The sequence below is a fragment of the Mesorhizobium sp. C120A genome (assembly GCF_030323105.1).
GTDB lineage: Bacteria > Pseudomonadota > Alphaproteobacteria > Rhizobiales > Rhizobiaceae > Mesorhizobium.
Genome location: NZ_CP100476.1, coordinates 62,956 through 79,164, shown reverse-complemented (window position 1 = coordinate 79,164; position 16,209 = coordinate 62,956). Strand labels below are relative to the sequence as shown.

Genomic DNA, 16,209 nt, shown 5'->3' with positions numbered 1-16,209 from the left:
GAGGGTCGACGCGCAGCGTCGGGGTGGGGGCAACGCTGACGTCCGGTGCTAGTCACCCCACCCGCGGCTTCGCCGCGACCTCCCCCATCGAGGGGGAGGTGAAGTGCCGTGCCCGCTGGCCTGATTGGTGGCGGCAAGAGCTATTTCGACGAACACAAACCGGCAACAGACGGACAGCCCATGACACCGGCCGTTTCCTTCCAGAAAGTCTCTCGCCATTTCGGCAGCGTGCGCGCCGTCGATGCGGTCGATCTCGATATCGTGCCGGGCGAGTTCTTCGCCATGCTCGGTCCGTCGGGGTCCGGCAAGACGACCTGCCTGCGCCTCATCGCCGGCTTCGAGCAGCCGACCTCGGGCTCGATCTCGATCTTCGGCGACCGCGCCGAGGGCGTGCCGCCCTATCGCCGCAACGTCAACACGGTGTTCCAGGACTACGCGCTGTTCCCGCATTTGAACGTGCTGGACAATGTCGCCTACGGGCTGATGGTCAAGGGCATCGCCAAGCCGCAGCGGCAGAAGGCGGCGGAAGAGGCATTGTCACTGGTGCGGCTTCCCGGCTATGGCGCCCGCCGTCCCGGCCAGCTCTCCGGCGGCCAGCGCCAGCGCGTGGCGCTGGCCCGTGCGCTGGTCAACCAGCCCAAGGTGCTTCTGCTCGACGAGCCGCTCGGCGCGCTCGATCTCAAACTGCGCGAGAACATGCAGGAAGAGCTGAAGTCGCTGCAGAAGGCGCTCGGCATCACCTTCGTCTTCGTCACCCACGACCAGGGCGAAGCGCTGTCGATGGCCGACCGCGTCGCCGTCTTCAATGACGGCAAGATCATGCAGATCGGCACGCCGGAAGACATCTACCAGCGACCGAAGACCCGCTTCGTCGCCGATTTCGTCGGCTCCTCCAACGTACTGCCGCCGGACTTCGTCCAGCGCTATTCCGGCCAGCACCGCTGGGGCAGCCTGCGTCCCGAATCCATCCGCATCGGCCGCGCCGCCAAAGGCGAGGGCGTTGCCGCGCGCCTGGTCGGAACCAACTATCTCGGCGCTACGACCAAGCTGGCGCTCGACGCCGACGGGTTGAGGCTGCACGCCATCGTGCCGGCCGGGACAAAGCTGCCGGCGGAAGGCGAAGCGGTGGTGCTGACGTTCAACCGCGAGCATTTGCATTTGATGGACGAGCCGGCATGATTGAGGTTTGCGCCAAGCACCCCCCTCTGTCCTGCCGGACATCTCCCCCTCAAGCGGGGAGATTGGCTGTTCCTCCCGGTTTCGCCAATCTTCAACGTTGGGGATTTGGCGAGACAGCGAAACTGCTGATCTCCCCCTTGAGGGGGAGATGTCCGGCAGGACAGAGGGGGGTGTGAAGGAACGCGGCTTCTCAGGGTTCCTTCAGCACGCGGTCGCCCCATGACCATCGCCGCGCTCAACTCAACCTCCGCCCCCGCCATCCTGCCCGGCAGCGGTGGCATGCGCGGCGCACTGTCGGACCTTTTCTGGCGCAAGCCGCAACTGCTGCTGTTCCTCATGCTGGCGCCGCCGGTGCTGTGGTTGGGCGTCGTCTATATCGGTTCGCTGTTCGCGCTCTTGGCGCAGAGCTTTTTCTCGATCGACGAGTTCTCCGGCCTCATCAACCACGAATTCACGCTGAAGACCTATGGCGACCTGTTCCAGCCCGCCAATCTCGACATCATCCTGCGCACGGTGACGATGGCGGTGCTGGTCACGCTGGCCTCGGCCGTCATCGCCTTCCCGATCGCCTATTATGCGGCGCGCTATGCCCGCGGCCGGTGGAAGGCGCTGTTTTATCTCGGAATCATGCTGCCGCTGTGGTCGAGCTACCTCGTCAAGATCTACGCCTGGAAGTTGATCCTCGCCAAGGAAGGCATTCTGACCTGGCTGCTGGCCAAATTGCATCTGCTTTGGATGCTCGATGGCTGGCTGTCGCTGCCGGTCGTCGGCGGCAATTCCCTGTCGGTCTCCGCCACCGGAACCTTCATCGCCTTCGTCTATGTCTGGCTGCCGTTCATGATCCTGCCGGTGCAGGCGGCATTGGAGCGCGTGCCCGGCAATCTGGTCGAGGCGTCCTCCGATCTCGGGGCGTCGCCGGGCCAGACCTTCCGCAACGTGCTGTTCCCGCTGGCGCTGCCCGGCATCGTCGCCGGCTCGATCTTCACCTTCTCGCTGACGCTGGGCGACTACATCATCCCGCAGATCATCGGCACGTCGCGGCTGTTTATCGGCCAGGCCGTCTATTCGCAGCAGGGCACAGCCGGCAACATCCCTCTCGCCGCCGCCTTCACCGTCGTGCCCATCGTCATCATGGGTTTCTATCTCTGGGGCGCCAAGCGCATGGGGGCCTTCGATGCGCTCTGACGGTTCGCAATCCGCCCCGCTCGGCCTCAAGATCGCAGCCGCTTGCGGCCTGCTCTTCCTGCACCTGCCGATCCTGCTGATCTTCGTCTATGCCTTCACCACGGAAGAGAAGAGCTTCGTCTGGCCGCCGCCGGGGCTGACCACGCAATGGTTTGCCGTCACCTGGAACCGGCCGGATGTCTGGCAGGCGCTGTCGCTGTCGGTCCGTGTCGCCGCCATCTCGACGGCGATTGCCTTGATCCTGGGCACGCTGTGCGCCGCCGCCGTGTCACGGACGAAATTCTTCGGCCGCGAGACGATCTCGCTGCTCGTCATCCTGCCGATCGCGCTGCCCGGCATCATCACCGGCATCGCGTTGCGCTCGGCCTTCTCGCTAGCCGACATCCCGTTCTCGTTCTGGACGATCGTGCTCGGCCACGCCACCTTCTGCGTTGTCGTCGTCTACAACAATGCGGTCGCCCGTTTCCGCCGCACTTCCGGCTCAATGATCGAGGCCTCGATGGATCTCGGCGCCGACGGCTTCCAGACCTTCCGGCACGTCGTGCTGCCCAACATCGCCACCGCTCTGCTTGCCGGGGGATGCTCGCCTTCGCGCTCTCCTTCGACGAGGTCATCGTCACCACCTTCACCGCCGGCCAGCAGCAGACCGTGCCGATCTGGATGCTGGAAGAGCTGATCCGCCCACGCCAGCGTCCGGTCACCAATGTCGTCGCCATGGTCGTGGTGCTGGTGACGCTGCTGCCCATCCTTGCCGCCTATTACCTGACCCGCGACGGCGACCAGATCGCCGGTTCGGGCAAATGAAGAACAGCGAATAGGGAGTAGCGAATAGCGAATAGGGGAGATTGCACGACCAGCCCTATTCGCTACTCGCTATTCGCTACTCGCTCCTGACCGAGGAGAACCTGCATGGACACCCAGATGCTGATCGGCTCGAAGTTCGAGAACGGCACCGAGACCGAGGAGCCGATTCTGAATCCAAAGACCGGGGCGACCATTCTCAACCTGCCTGAAGCAAGCCAGGCGCAGATCGAGGCGGCTGTTACTGCCGCCGGGCGAGCATTCGTCTTGTGGTCACGCACAACGCCGGCGCAGCGCTCCGGCTATCTCCTCAAGATCGCCGACCGCATCGAGGCCAACGCGCGGGAGTTCGCGGCGCTCGAGGCGCTGAATTGCGGCAAGCCGATCAACGCCGTGCTCAATGACGAGATCCCGGCGATCGTCGACTGCTATCGTTTCTTTGCCGGCGCTGTGCGTTCGATGCCGGGCGTGGTCGCCGGCGAATACATTCCCGGCCACACCTCGATGGTGCGGCGCGATCCGATCGGCATTGTCGCTTCCATCGCGCCGTGGAACTATCCACTGATGATGATGGCCTGGAAGCTGGCGCCGGCCATTGCCGGCGGCAACACCGTCGTCTTCAAGCCGTCGGAGCAGACGCCGCTGACGGCGCTGAAGCTGGCCAGGATCCTGGCCGAGGTTCTGCCCGAGGGCGTCGTCAATGTCGTGCTCGGCCGCGGCGACAGCGTCGGCAACACGCTGATTAATCACGCCAAGGTCAACATGATTTCGATCACCGGCGACGTCGCCACGGGCAAGAAGGTGCTGCAGGCCGCCGCCAAGTCGGTCAAGCGCACGCATCTGGAACTCGGCGGCAAGGCGCCGGTCATCGTTTTCGACGACGCCGACCTTGGCGCCGTGGTCAACGGCCTGCGCGCTTTCGGCTACTACAATGCCGGGCAGGATTGTACAGCCGCCTGCCGCATCTATGCCGGCAAGAAGATCTACGACAAGCTCGTCGCCGATCTCTCATCTGCCGTCTCGACCATCAAATACAACCAGCCCGACGACACCGAAAACGAGATCGGGCCGCTGATCTCGCGCCGCCAGCGCGATCGCGTCTCGAGCTTCGTCGAGCGCGCTTCGGAACTGAAGCACATCGAGATCACCACCGGCGGCAAGCCCGGCGAAGGCTCCGGCTTCTATTACCAGCCGACGGTGGTTGCCGGCGCGCTGCAGGAAGACGAGATCGTGCGCCGCGAAGTGTTCGGTCCGGTCGTCTCCATCACCCGCTTCTCCGAAGTCGATGAAGCCGTGAACTGGGCCAATGACAGCGACTACGGCCTGGCATCCTCGGTGTGGACCAAGAACGTCTCGCGCGCCATGGCGACGGCCGCCCGTCTGCAATATGGCTGCACCTGGATCAACACCCATTTCATGCTGACCAACGAGATGCCGCATGGCGGGTTGAAGCAGTCTGGCTACGGCAAGGACATGTCTCTCTATGCGCTGGAGGATTATACCGCCGTTCGTCATGTGATGGTGGCGCATGGGTAGAGGCCGCCACTATCTCTAAAATATTCGCCACCGCGTTTTCTGTATATTAATCGTGAGTTACTTTTGCGGTACGGCGGGAGTTCACGATTTACTGAATATTCAACCTGAACGAGCAGCCTCTTGCCGGGAAACCGCGCGGCGAGGGGTTTGCGCATGAACACGACCAAGATCAAGCTGGTACTCATTGCCGGCTTCTGTCTGCTGATCGCTGTGTTCGGCGGCAAGGACATGATCAAGAAGAGCGGCTGGCCCGAGGCGCCTGCTGAAATCCTCGCGGTCAATGTCGAATGCGACATGGAATCGACCACCCACAAGATTGTCTACAAGACCGTCAGCACCGCCACGATCCCGTGCGAACTGGTGGATGCGTTCAAGACGGTTCATGCTGACAAAGAGTGGAAGGTGACCCAGAAATTCACCGGCACCTTGCGCGTCGGCACCGGCGCCGACGCCGTCGAGGCCACGATGGAGCTGAACAAGAACGGTGCCCGCGAACCGCAGGTCGGCGACAAGCTCACCGTCGTCCAGAACCCCGCCAACCCCACCCAGATCGAACGCACCGGCATGACCGGCACCCGTTTGACGATCGTCATTGGGGCTGGACTGCTCGGCGCGTTGCTTCTCTATCTTGCTTTCAAACCCCGCCGGCGGATGTCGACCTCCGCCGTGGCGGGCAACCCTGCCGGAGATGCCGGCGCGGACCAGCGCGCGCGCCAGGCCGACGCCTTGATAGCGGCGGCCCTGGCCAAGCAGGCCACATTGCCCAATCAGCCGGCACGTGTCGCGGCTGCCGGATTGGCCAGGGAAGGGCGGTTTTCCGGGCAGCGGACGAGTTTCGGCCGCCGCAACTGATGGCCGAAAACTGCTGCACCTGCCACGGCTACTCCACGATGCGGTAGATGTTCCAAAGGCTGGTGCCTGAAACGACGTAGGGCTCCATCTCCTTGCCCCATTTGGCGTGCGCGTCGATCTTGCCGATCCTGGCGAAGAATCCCTCCAACTGGGCAAGGCTTTCGACCTGATGATGCGATTCGACCGTCGCTTCCCGAGCTCCGACCGAACCGGTCATGATCTGGAACTCGAGATCGGCAATGCCGACCTGAGAGCCGATCTCGCGTTCCCATTTCTTCAACAGGTCGAGTACGGTCTGCTTGTGCCCGAACTTGGCGTCGATCTGCCATCTGGCGCTGAACATTTTTGTCTCCTCCAGTTTTGCGGCCCAAACCGCGGTTGATCTTTTCGCGGTGCAACTACTCGTCCCAGGCCTGCACGACGGTCTGTCGTGCAATCCGCCCATTCTTCAGCTCCAGCATCGCCGCGCAGAACACTTTCGTTCCGTCCGGATAGGCGCAGGCCTGGGTGAAGGCGAGATTGTCGCCATCGGCGATGGTGGTGTCGACCTTGTGGGTCATCGCCCGGCTGCAGATGTCGTCCCAGAACGTGCTGATCGCCGCCCGGCCGCGGATCTCGCGCGGCTTGCTCGGCGGATTGTTGCGGTCGATCACCCGCACCAGTGCGTCGTCGGCATAGAAGCTCGCCAGCATCCTGCCGTCCCGTCCTTCGATCGCTTTCTTGATCGCCGCGCCGTCCACGCTTTGCGTCTTTGTCAGCATTTCTTCCTCCATGGCCCGTCGATCGGGCGGTTGATGATCAAGCACTGCCCGGCGGCACCGCCCGGCATTTTATTTCACTGCGACTTGGCTTTGACGGCTGCGAACACGCCGTCGGTCTGCTGTTTGAACGTCGCGAAATTGACCTGGCTGCCGTTGAGCATCGTCGACCAGTGACGCACGATGGCCGCCATCGCGATCGCCTCCTTGATCTCCTCATCGGTCGCGCCATTGAGCTTGGCGGCCTCGGTGTGGAAATAGATGCAGTACTGGCAGGGGATCTGCGAGGCGACGGCCAGCCCCAGCAGTTCCTTGGTCTTGCCGTCGAGCGCGGTCTTGGGGTTGAGCTGCACACCCTTGATCTCGGCCCAGGCGCCGGCAACGGCGACATCGGGCAGCGTCTTGAACATGTCCGGCACCGAGCCGAGCGTCGCCTCGATGTCCTTGTAGGCGGCGGCCGCCGAGGCATCCTCGGCCCTGGCGGGAGCGATCGTGAACAGCGCGCCAACGCCTGCCGCTATCACCAGCGATTTGATCGACCTGTTTGACTTCAGCATTGCATCCTCCGTTCGCAGTGCCTTTCCCGGCGACATCCGCCTGGCCTGCATGGAGAGAATTGGTACGCCTCGACCCCACCTGGCCGCTTCGCCCGAAAGCGCCATGGTCCCTATGGCCCGTCCGGGCCAGCCTGCCTGGCGGAAAATGCCGCTGCCGCCGCCCGTGACGGCAAATCGAGCTTCAGCAATATGTTGGCGACATGACGCTTGACCGTATGCTCGCTGAGCCTCAGCTCGGCGGCGATCGCGGCATTGCTCTTGCCGTCGGCGATCAGGATCACCACCTCGCTTTCGCGCGCCGTCAGTTGAGCCGGCTCGGCGGGTTTCGCCTTGGGGCGGCAGGCCGGCTCCAGGTGCTGTTCCGACGTCGCCTGGACCAGCGCCAGCGGCTCGTCCAGCTCATCCACCGTGACACGCCCGGCATCGATGAAATACAGGCCGGACCCCGCCGCCAGATCGGCCGCCAGCCGCGACGCCAGAATATCGCCGCGCCCGCCATGGGCGGCGATCTGCATCGTCACCCGTGCCATCAGCCCCACCGGCGGCCCGCGCATTTCGACCTCACCGACATGGGCGCCCTGGGCGCTTGCAATGCCCATATGTTGCGCCGCATCGCGCAGTGCCGCCGCGCAGCGTATGGCCCGCGCCGGCCCGTCGAAGCGCGAGATCATCAATTCGCCATGGATGCCGGCGACGCGTCCGCCATGACGGCCGACCAGCTGCCGCCAGCTCTCCTGGAAGCGCTCGCTACGTTCGCTCCACATGCGGTCGCCAACCCGCGCCGTGTCGTAGATGCGTGTCGCCAGAAGAGCGGCAAGCACGCGCTCCGCTTCGGCCACGGCACGCTCGCCGGTCAGGAATTCCTCGATCAGGTCGGCCACCCGGTCGACATCGCCGGTCCAGATCGGGTGGTCGCGCCCGGGGACCTCGACCAATCGCGCATTGGCGATCTCTTTCGCCAGGAAGCGGCTGGCGTCCGGGTCGACCCGCGCGTCGTTGCGGCGATGAATGAGCAGTGTCGGTGCGCCGATCGCCGACAGCACGCCGCGCACATCGATTCCGGCATTCATCCGGGCAAGGGCTGCCGCTGCCGTCGGACTGGCCGACAGCCGCTCGAAGCGGGCCCACCACTGGGTGAAATGCGCATCATCTACCCGGCCGGGAGCGAAGTTGGGCAGTGTGGCGCCCGTGCCCCATTCCGTGCCGGCCGTCGCGATGAAGGCCTCGAGGCGCTCCGGCGACATCACCCATTTGTGGAAATGCGCATAACCGCCATAGAGCGCCAGCGCTCGTGTCCGTTCCGGATAGGTGGCGGCAAACAACATTGCCATCGGCGCGCCTTCCGAAGCGCCGAGCAAGGCCGCGCGGCCGCTGCCGGTGGCATCCATCACCGCGCGCACATCGTCCATGCGGGTTTCGAGGCTGGGCAGGTGGCGTGGGTCGACGCGGTCGGACAGGCCGGTGCCGCGCTTGTCGAACAGGATCAGCCGCGAGAACGCCGAGAGCCGTTTCAAGAGCCTGGCGTAGCCCTCGTCTTCCCAATGCAGGTCGAGATTGGAGATGAAGCCGGGCACGAAAACCAGGTCGAACGATCCCTGGCCGACCACCTGATAGGCGATCCGCACGTCGCCGCTGAGGGCATATCGCGTCTCGATCGGCCTCACGTTGCTATCCCGCCCGGCCAGACGATTTCTGATCGCCGACCATAGCAGACGCCTGGCGGATGCGGCAGCCAAACTTTAGAAGACAGGAATATAGCCCGCGGCGAACCGTGTTCGCCCGCCATTTCTGGGGGAGGCTATTTCTGGGGAGCGGCGCTCTCTGCACCCGTGGGTTGGACGTAGCCGATGCTCACATCGGCCTGCTCCTCGGTCTTCGGCCGCTTGATCCTGGCCGAGGCCACGACGACGAGTTCGTCAAAACCTTCGCCGCCACTGTCCAGCATCTCGAAGAACTGCCGGCGCATCCTGGGCTCCCAGAACTTGTTGATGTGCTCGGCCACGCCCGCCACACCTTCCTCGCGGGGCCTTGAATGGAAGAAGGCGGCGATCTGGTTGGCCATGCGCACCAGCTTTTCCCCGGTGCTCGTGATGTGTTCTTCGTCATGCGACATGCTGGGCAACTCCCAAGACCACCCGTTCCGGGTGGGTGAAAACATCGAAATCGTCGCCGCGCACCAGCGCCACCAGTGTCATACCGGCTTCTTCAGCGGTGCGGATGGCAAGGGCGGTCGGCGCCGAGACGGCTATGATGAAGGCCGAGCCGATCGCCGCCGTCTTCTGCACCATCTCGACCGAGACGCGTGATGTCACCACCACCGCGCCCGATGCACCGTCGATGCCGGCCTTGGCCAGCGCGCCGGCCAGTTTGTCCAGCGCATTGTGACGGCCGACATCCTCGCGCGCCATGACGATGCCCTTGCCGGGAATGTAGAAGCCCGCGGCATGCACCGCGCCGGTTTCCGAATGCAGCGGCTGCACCTTCGACAGAAGCTTCACCGAACGGGTGATGTCATTGGCATCAAGCGTAAGTTTTGATGCACCAACCTTGTCGACCGAGCGCATCGCTTCCTCGATGGATTCGATGCCGCACAGCCCGCAGCCGACCGGGCCGGCGAGCCGCCTGCGTCGCGCCTCGAAGCGTGTATTGGCCTGGTCCTTCAGCCGGATCTGGATGTCGATCCCGGCGCCATGGTCCTCGACCTCGATCGCCTCGATCTCGTCAGGCAACGCGATGATGCCTTCGGTCAGCGAGAAGCCAAGGGCAAAATCCTCGAAGTCGGCCGGGCTCGCCATCATCACCGCATGGGTGGTGCCGGCAAAGGAGAACGCCACCGGCGTCTCCTCCGGCACCATACGGTTGGCCGCCGCAGTGCCACTTGCACGGTGGGCGAGGCGAGAGGTCTGGCTGATTGGCTGGCGGGAGCGCATCAGGGTCCCTTCATCCAATCCGGTGTCAGTTCCGGAACATCGCGCGCGATGGATTCATAGGCCTTATGATGCCCGTAGCCCATTATGTACGCGACAATGCGGCGAAGGTTGTTGAAATCCTCCTCGGAAGCATGTCCCTGGATATCGAACAAAAACTGGTTCAGGTCGGCGCCTTGCTTCTCACATAGGCGCAGAAGCTTTTCGTAGGCTTCCTTTTGAGTCACTCTTGTTTCCTCCGGCGGCGAGTCTACCCAGACTACTCCGCCGCCTGTAGCGGAGCGATGCGGCGGCTCTGCTCGGCCTGCTCGTTATAGTCGCGCTGCCAGTCTGAAGGCCCGTTCGACGCGCCGACCTGCACCGCCGTCACCTTGTACTCCGGACAATTGGTCGCCCAATCGGAGAAGTCGGTGGTGATGACGTTGGCTTGCGTGTCCGGATGGTGGAAGGTGGTGTAGACCACACCCGGCGACACCCGGTCGGTAATCAGCGCACGCAGCGTCGTCTCACCCGAACGGCTGGTCAGCCGCACCCAGTCGCCATCGCGCAGGCCGCGGTTCTCGGCATCGTGCGGATGGATCTCCAGCCGGTCTTCCGAGTGCCACATGACGTTTTCGGTGCGCCTTGTCTGTGCACCGACATTGTATTGGCTGAGGATGCGGCCGGTGGTCAGCAGCAACGGGAAACGCGGCCCGGTCCGCTCGTCGGTCGCCACATATTCGGTGCGGATGAACTTGCCCTTGCCGCGCACGAAGCTGTCGACATGCATGATCGGGGTGCCGAGCGGCGCCTTCTCGTTGCACGGCCATTGCACGGATCCGACGCGGTCGAGCAGATCGAAGGAAACGCCGGCGAAGCTCGGCGTCGTTTTGGCGACCTCGTCCATGATCTCGGAGGGATGCTGATAGTTCCAGTCCAGCCCGATCGCGCGGGCAAGCTCCTGTGTCGCTTCCCAGTCGGCGTAGCGCGCCTTCGGCTCCAGCACCTTGCGCACCATGTTGATGCGGCGCTCGGCATTGGTGAAAGTGCCGTCCTTCTCCAGGAAGGTCGAGCCCGGCAGGAAGACATGCGCGTAGTTGGCGGTCTCGTTGAGGAACAGGTCGTGCACGACCACGCATTCCATCGCCGCCAGGCCGGCCGCGACATGCTTGGTGTCAGGGTCCGACTGCAGAATGTCCTCGCCTTGGATGTAGATGCCCTTGAACGAGCCGTCGACGGCGGCATCCAGCATGTTGGGGATGCGCAGGCCGGGTTCGTCGTCGAGCTTCACCCCCCACAGGCTCTCATAGATGTCGCGGACGGCCTCGCCGGAGATGTGGCGGTAGCCCGGCAGTTCATGCGGGAACGAGCCCATGTCGCAGGAACCCTGCACGTTGTTCTGGCCGCGCAGCGGGTTCACGCCGACGCCGGGACGGCCGATATTGCCTGTCGCCATGGCGAGGTTGGCGATAGCCATAACCGTGGTCGAACCCTGGCTGTGTTCGGTCACGCCGAGGCCGTAATAAATCGCGCCATTGCCGCCCTTGGCATAGAGCCGTGCAGCACCTCGGATCAGTTCGGGATCGACGCCGGACAGCTTGCCCACGATTTCGGGGCTGTTTTCCGGCAAGGCGACGAAAGAAGCCCAATCCTGGAACTCCGCCCAGTCGCAGCGATCGCGGATGAAGGCTTCGTCGAAAAGCCCTTCGGTAACGATGACATGCGCCAGCGCCGTCAGCACCGCCACGTTGGTGCCGGGCTTCAGCGGCAGGTGATAGTCGGCCTCGATATGCGCCGACTTGACCATTTCGGTGCGGCGCGGATCGAGCACGATCAGCTTGGCGCCCTGGCGCAGCCGCTTTTTCAGCCGCGAGGCGAACACCGGGTGCGCGGAAGCCGGATTGGCGCCGATGATGACGGCGACATCGGTGAAGTCGACGGAATCGAAATCCTGCGTGCCGGCCGAGGTGCCATAGGTCTGGCCGAGGCCGTAGCCGGTCGGCGAGTGGCAGACGCGGGCGCAGGTGTCGACATTGTTGTTGCGGAAGCCTTGGCGCACAAGCTTCTGCACCAGATAGGTCTCTTCATTCGTGCAGCGCGAGGACGTGATACCGCCGATCGAGGTGCGGCCGTATTGATACTGGATACGGCGGAATTCCTTGGCCGTATGGGCGATGGCCTCTTCCCAACTCACCTCGCGCCAGGGATCGCTGACCTTTTCCCGGATCATAGGCGACAGGATGCGGTCCTTGTGGGTGGCATAGCCATAGGCGAAACGGCCCTTCACGCAGGAGTGGCCGTGGTTCGCCTTGCCGTCCTTGTAGGGCATCATGCGAATGACTTCGTCGTCCTTCACTTCGGCCTTGAACGAGCAGCCGACGCCGCAATAGGCGCAGGTGGTGACAGCGGAACGCTCGGGCATGCCTTTCTCAAGCACGGTCTTTTCACGCAGCGCATCGGTCGGACAGGCCTGCACGCAGGCGCCGCAGGACACGCATTCGGAGGCGATGAAATCCTCGTGCATGCCGGCGACCATGCGCGATTCGAAACCGCGGCCCTCGATCGTCAGCGCGAAGGTGCCCTGCACCTCCTCGCAGGCCCGCACGCAGCGCGAGCAGACGATACATTGCGCCGGATCATAGGTGAAATAGGGGTTGGACTCGTCGCGGGCGATGTAGTCGACCGCCAGCGAGCCATGGCCGGGCGCGACGCCGTTTTCCTGCTTGACGTGGTTGCGGCCCTCAATGCCGAAGCGGTTCTCGGTCAGGCCGACCGATTTCGCCACAACGTCGAACTCGCTGGCGCCGGTGCCGGCCTTCTCGTTCCAGCCGGTCGGGTGGTCGGAGACGTAAAGCTCCATGACACCGCGGCGGATGGCGTCGAGCCGCTCGGATTGCGTGCGCACCACCATGCCTTCGCCGACGGGGGTCGTGCAGGATGCCGGCGTGCCACCGCGCCCGTCGATCTCGACCAGGCAGACGCGGCAGGAGCCGAACGAGTCCAGCATGTCCGTGGCGCAGAGTTTTGGGATCTCGACCCCGCCTTCCATCGCCGCGCGCATGATCGACGTACCCTCCGGCACGCTGATGCTGCGGCCGTCGACGATCAGCGTAACCTGCTTTTGCGCCTTCGATTCCGGGGTTCCGTAATCGAGTTCTTCGATGAGTGTCGGGAAGTCGGCCTTGATATTCATCTGCCAGCTCCTATTCAGCAGCCACGCGCGCCGGCGCGGGCTTGAAATCTTCGGGGAAATGGGTGATCGAGCTCATCACCGGATAGGGCGTGAAGCCGCCCAGCGCGCAGAGCGATCCGAACTTCATCGTGTTGCAGAGATCGGTGACCAGTGCCAGGTTCTTCTCCGGCTCGATGCCGGCGGCAAGCCGGTCGATGGTCTCCACCCCGCGTATCGAGCCGATGCGGCAGGGCGTGCACTTGCCGCAGCTTTCGATGGCGCAGAACTCCATGGCAAAGCGCGCCTGCTTCAGCATGTCGGCCGTGTCGTCGAACACGGTGATGCCGGCATGGCCGATCAGCCCGTCGCGCTTCGCGAACTCTTCGTAGTCGAACGGCGTGTCGAACAGGCCGCGCGGGAAATAGGCGCCGAGCGGGCCGCCGACCTGCACCGCCTTCACCGGGCGACCTGTGGCCGTACCGCCGCCGATATCGTCGACGATCTCGCCCAGCGTCATGCCGAACGCCGCCTCGAACAGGCCGCCGAACTTGACGTTGCCGGCGATCTGTATCGGGATCGTGCCGCGCGAGCGGCCCATGCCGAAATCCTTGTAGAAGGCAGCACCCTTGTCCATGATGATGGGCACGGAGGCTAGGCTGATGACGTTGTTGATCACCGTCGGCTTGCCGAACAGACCCTGGATTGCCGGCAGCGGTGGCTTGGCTCGCACCACGCCGCGCTTGCCTTCAAGGCTGTTCAGCAGCGACGTTTCCTCGCCGCAGACATAGGCGCCGGCGCCGACGCGGATTTCCATGTCGAAGGCGTTGGGCGAACCCAGCACGCTGACGCCGAGCACGCCTGCCTTGCGGGCGACCTCGACAGCCTTGTTCATGACAGCCACCGCATGCGGATATTCCGAGCGGATATAGACGAACCCCTTGGTCGCGCCGGTGGCGATGCCGGCAATCGTCATGCCTTCGATGAGCACGAAGGGGTCGCCCTCCATAATCATGCGGTCGGCAAAGGTGGCGCTGTCGCCCTCGTCGGCATTGCAGACGATGTATTTGCGGTCAGATGTCGTATCGAGCACCGTCTTCCACTTGATGCCGGTCGGGAAGCCGGCGCCGCCTCGGCCGCGCAAGCCCGATTCCGTGACCTGTTTGACGATGTCGAGCGGCGCCATGGCCACCCCGTTCTGCAGGCCCTTGAGCCCGCCCAGTGACTTGTAGGCATCGAGCGATAGCGGGTCGTTGATGCCGCAACGCGCAAAGGTCAGGCGCGTCTGCTTGGCCAGGAACGGGATTTTGTCGGGCGCGCCCAGCCAGCGCTTGTGATGCCCGCCGGTGAGAAAGCCGCTGTCGAACAGGCTCTTGACGTCTGAGGGCTTGACCGGCCCGTAAGCGACGCGCCCCTTTTCGGTCGCGACCTCGACCATCGGTTCGAGGAAATAGGCGCCGCGCGAGCCGTTGCGGACGATCTTGGCCTCGACGCCCCGTTCAGCCAGTTCCGCACGAACAGCCTTGGCGACCTTTTCGGCGCCGAGCGCCAGCGCGCCGGAGTCACCTGGAATGTAGATGCGCGGGATCATGAGCGTACCTCCGCGACGATCTCTTCGATCTTCTCGTCATCGAGCCGCCCGATCACCTCACCATCCAGCATCGCCGACGGTGAACAGGCGCACAGCCCGAGGCAATAGACAGGCTCAAGTGTAACCGATCCGTCGCGGGTGGTCTCATGGAAATCGATGCCCAACAACTGCTTGACCTTTGCGGCGATCGCATCCGAACCCATCGACTGGCAGGCTTCCGCCTGGCAGAGCTTGAGCACATGCCGGCCAGCCGGCCGGGCACGGAAATCATGATAGAAGGTCACGACGCCATGCACTTCGGCCCTCGACAGGTTCAGCCCATCGGCGATGACGGGCACGGCGTCCTGCGGCACGTGGCCAAATTCTTCCTGGATCTCGTGCAGGATCGGCAGCAGGGGGCCTTCGAGGCCCTTCAACTCCTGGATGATCGCCGCCGTGCGCGACTGTATCTCGGTACTTGCAGGCTGCATCGTCACGCAGCGCCCTCCCTATCGTAGCGATCGATGCATATAATCGTCCAAAAGCATGAAGCGGTTTTGGAACAACGACATGCCTACGCCGCTTAATCGCTAAGTGCTTAAGAAATCAGAGAAAACCTCTGAAATCAATAAAGCGGTTTCGTTGCACGATAGAAAATTTCTATCGCGCCGATTGACCAGTTATGACTAGCTCAGCGATTGGCGCGGAAATCGTCTGCTAGCGCCATCGCCTCGTCCAGCAGCGCCTGCACCAGCGGCGTGTGCGGTTCGCGCGGCGCGGCGACCAGCCCGACCGTGTGGCTGGCATCCGGTTCGACGATCGGAATGGCCCGGATCGGCTCGGAAAAACCGAATGTTTCCGCCAGGTTGAGCGGCATGATCGACGACCATTTGCCTGTCCGTATGTGGGAGAACAGCACGATCATCGAGTTGGATTCCAGTGTCGGCCGCACCTGCACGCCGGCCTCGGCCAGATGCTGGTCGATGATGCGGCGGTTCTGCATGTCCGGCGTCAACAGGCAGAGCGGCAGCTGGCTGATTTCGGCCCATGTCACTTTGTCGCGATCCGAATAGGGATTTCCGACCGCCGTGATCAGCTGGTAGCGCTCGTCATAGAGCGGCACGCTGGTCACCCGTCCGAGAGGCTCGTTGTCGAGATAGGTGATGCCGGCATCGACGTCGAAATTGCCGAGCAGCGACAACACCTCGATCGAGGTGCGCGACAGGATAGAGAAGGTGACGCCCGGATGCTTCTCGCGAAATGGCGTCGTAAGCCGCGCCACCATGGCGAGGGCGGTTGGGATGGCGGCAATACGGATACGCCCGGACAGGCCATGTCGCGCCGCCCGCATCTCTTCGCGCATGGTCCTGGAATCGCCGACGATGCGACGCGCCCACACCAGCACCTGCTTGCCTTCCGGCGTCAGCCCCTGAAAGCGCGAACCGCGATTGACCAGCATGACGCCGAGCTGGCCCTCCAGCTGCTTGATCCCGGCCGACAAGGTCGGCTGCGTGACGCCGCACGCTTCCGCCGCCCGGCCGAAATGCTCCTCCTTGGCCAGCGCGATGAAGAATTCGAGCTTGTCGATCATACCATCCGTCCGTTCGTTGCGCGCAAGGTCGGGGAAATTGCCTTTCGCCGCAAGCTCTACCCGCAATTGGCCATGCATCCACATCTTTGGGCCGGCTGGCTGTTT

At 63.7% G+C, this 16,209-nt stretch carries 15 protein-coding genes and 1 pseudogene; 5 read left to right on the top strand and 11 right to left on the bottom strand.

Annotation, left to right across the window (positions count from 1 at the left end):
• The first annotated feature begins 180 nt into the window (after positions 1-180).
• The 5 genes and pseudogenes from NL532_RS00420 to NL532_RS00400 all read left to right on the top strand — a co-directional run bounded on the left by NL532_RS00420 (position 181) and on the right by NL532_RS00400 (position 5,553).
• On the top strand, positions 181-1,179 hold the full coding sequence (locus tag NL532_RS00420; RefSeq protein WP_023828559.1) for an ABC transporter ATP-binding protein: 999 nt from the start codon (positions 181-183) through the stop codon (positions 1,177-1,179).
• 219 nt (positions 1,180-1,398) lie between these two features.
• Positions 1,399-2,364: an ABC transporter permease gene (locus NL532_RS00415; RefSeq protein WP_023828558.1), complete on the top strand. Its 966-nt coding sequence runs from the start codon at positions 1,399-1,401 to the stop codon at positions 2,362-2,364.
• Positions 2,354-3,168 (top strand): annotated as a pseudogene (locus tag NL532_RS00410) (ABC transporter permease). Before NL532_RS00415 ends, NL532_RS00410 begins: the two are co-directional and overlap by 11 nt.
• A gap of 105 nt (positions 3,169-3,273) precedes the next feature.
• Entirely contained in the window at positions 3,274-4,701 is a 1,428-nt protein-coding gene (locus NL532_RS00405) for a gamma-aminobutyraldehyde dehydrogenase (protein WP_023673417.1), read from the top strand.
• Positions 4,702-4,854: 153 nt separating this feature from the next.
• The gene (locus NL532_RS00400) at positions 4,855-5,553 is read left to right on the top strand and encodes a DUF3592 domain-containing protein (protein ID WP_023755750.1); all 699 of its coding nucleotides are present in this window, start codon (positions 4,855-4,857) and stop codon (positions 5,551-5,553) included.
• Positions 5,554-5,581: 28 nt separating this feature from the next.
• On the opposite strand, the gene NL532_RS00395 is transcribed toward NL532_RS00400, so the two are convergent.
• The 11 genes from NL532_RS00395 to NL532_RS00345 form a co-directional block, all read right to left on the bottom strand.
• On the bottom strand, positions 5,582-5,896 hold the full coding sequence (locus NL532_RS00395; protein WP_023738143.1) for a hypothetical protein: 315 nt from the start codon (positions 5,894-5,896) through the stop codon (positions 5,582-5,584).
• Between the two features lie 55 nt (positions 5,897-5,951).
• Positions 5,952-6,314: a nuclear transport factor 2 family protein gene (locus NL532_RS00390; RefSeq protein ID WP_023688799.1), complete on the bottom strand. Its 363-nt coding sequence runs from the start codon at positions 6,312-6,314 to the stop codon at positions 5,952-5,954.
• A 74-nt stretch (positions 6,315-6,388) separates the two neighbouring features.
• Positions 6,389-6,868: a carboxymuconolactone decarboxylase family protein gene (locus NL532_RS00385; RefSeq protein ID WP_023828556.1), complete on the bottom strand. Its 480-nt coding sequence runs from the start codon at positions 6,866-6,868 to the stop codon at positions 6,389-6,391.
• Between the two features lie 110 nt (positions 6,869-6,978).
• Complete coding sequence (locus NL532_RS00380) at positions 6,979-8,532, bottom strand: alpha/beta fold hydrolase (RefSeq protein WP_023828555.1); 1,554 nt, start codon at positions 8,530-8,532, stop codon at positions 6,979-6,981.
• 134 nt (positions 8,533-8,666) lie between these two features.
• A complete protein-coding gene (locus NL532_RS00375) occupies positions 8,667-8,981 on the bottom strand; it encodes a formate dehydrogenase subunit delta (RefSeq protein ID WP_023688796.1) in 315 nt (104 codons plus the stop codon).
• On the bottom strand, positions 8,971-9,798 hold the full coding sequence (fdhD, locus tag NL532_RS00370; RefSeq protein ID WP_031202807.1) for a formate dehydrogenase accessory sulfurtransferase FdhD: 828 nt from the start codon (positions 9,796-9,798) through the stop codon (positions 8,971-8,973). Before fdhD ends, NL532_RS00375 begins: the two co-directional genes overlap by 11 nt.
• Positions 9,798-10,022, bottom strand: a complete 225-nt coding sequence (locus NL532_RS00365; protein ID WP_023828553.1) for a hypothetical protein — start codon at positions 10,020-10,022, stop codon at positions 9,798-9,800. The genes fdhD and NL532_RS00365 overlap by 1 nt, the downstream gene beginning before the upstream one ends.
• A 32-nt stretch (positions 10,023-10,054) precedes the next feature.
• On the bottom strand, positions 10,055-12,967 hold the full coding sequence (fdhF, locus tag NL532_RS00360; RefSeq protein ID WP_023828552.1) for a formate dehydrogenase subunit alpha: 2,913 nt from the start codon (positions 12,965-12,967) through the stop codon (positions 10,055-10,057).
• A 10-nt stretch (positions 12,968-12,977) separates the two neighbouring features.
• Complete coding sequence (locus NL532_RS00355) at positions 12,978-14,534, bottom strand: formate dehydrogenase beta subunit (protein ID WP_023828551.1); 1,557 nt, start codon at positions 14,532-14,534, stop codon at positions 12,978-12,980.
• Positions 14,531-15,010 carry a formate dehydrogenase subunit gamma gene (locus NL532_RS00350; RefSeq protein ID WP_023738147.1) on the bottom strand — a complete coding sequence of 160 codons (480 nt, stop codon included), beginning with the start codon at positions 15,008-15,010 and terminating at the stop codon, positions 14,531-14,533. The genes NL532_RS00355 and NL532_RS00350 overlap by 4 nt, the downstream gene beginning before the upstream one ends.
• A 194-nt stretch (positions 15,011-15,204) precedes the next feature.
• Complete coding sequence (locus NL532_RS00345; RefSeq protein WP_023688790.1) at positions 15,205-16,104, bottom strand: LysR family transcriptional regulator; 900 nt, start codon at positions 16,102-16,104, stop codon at positions 15,205-15,207.
• Between the last annotated feature and the right edge of the window lie 105 nt (positions 16,105-16,209).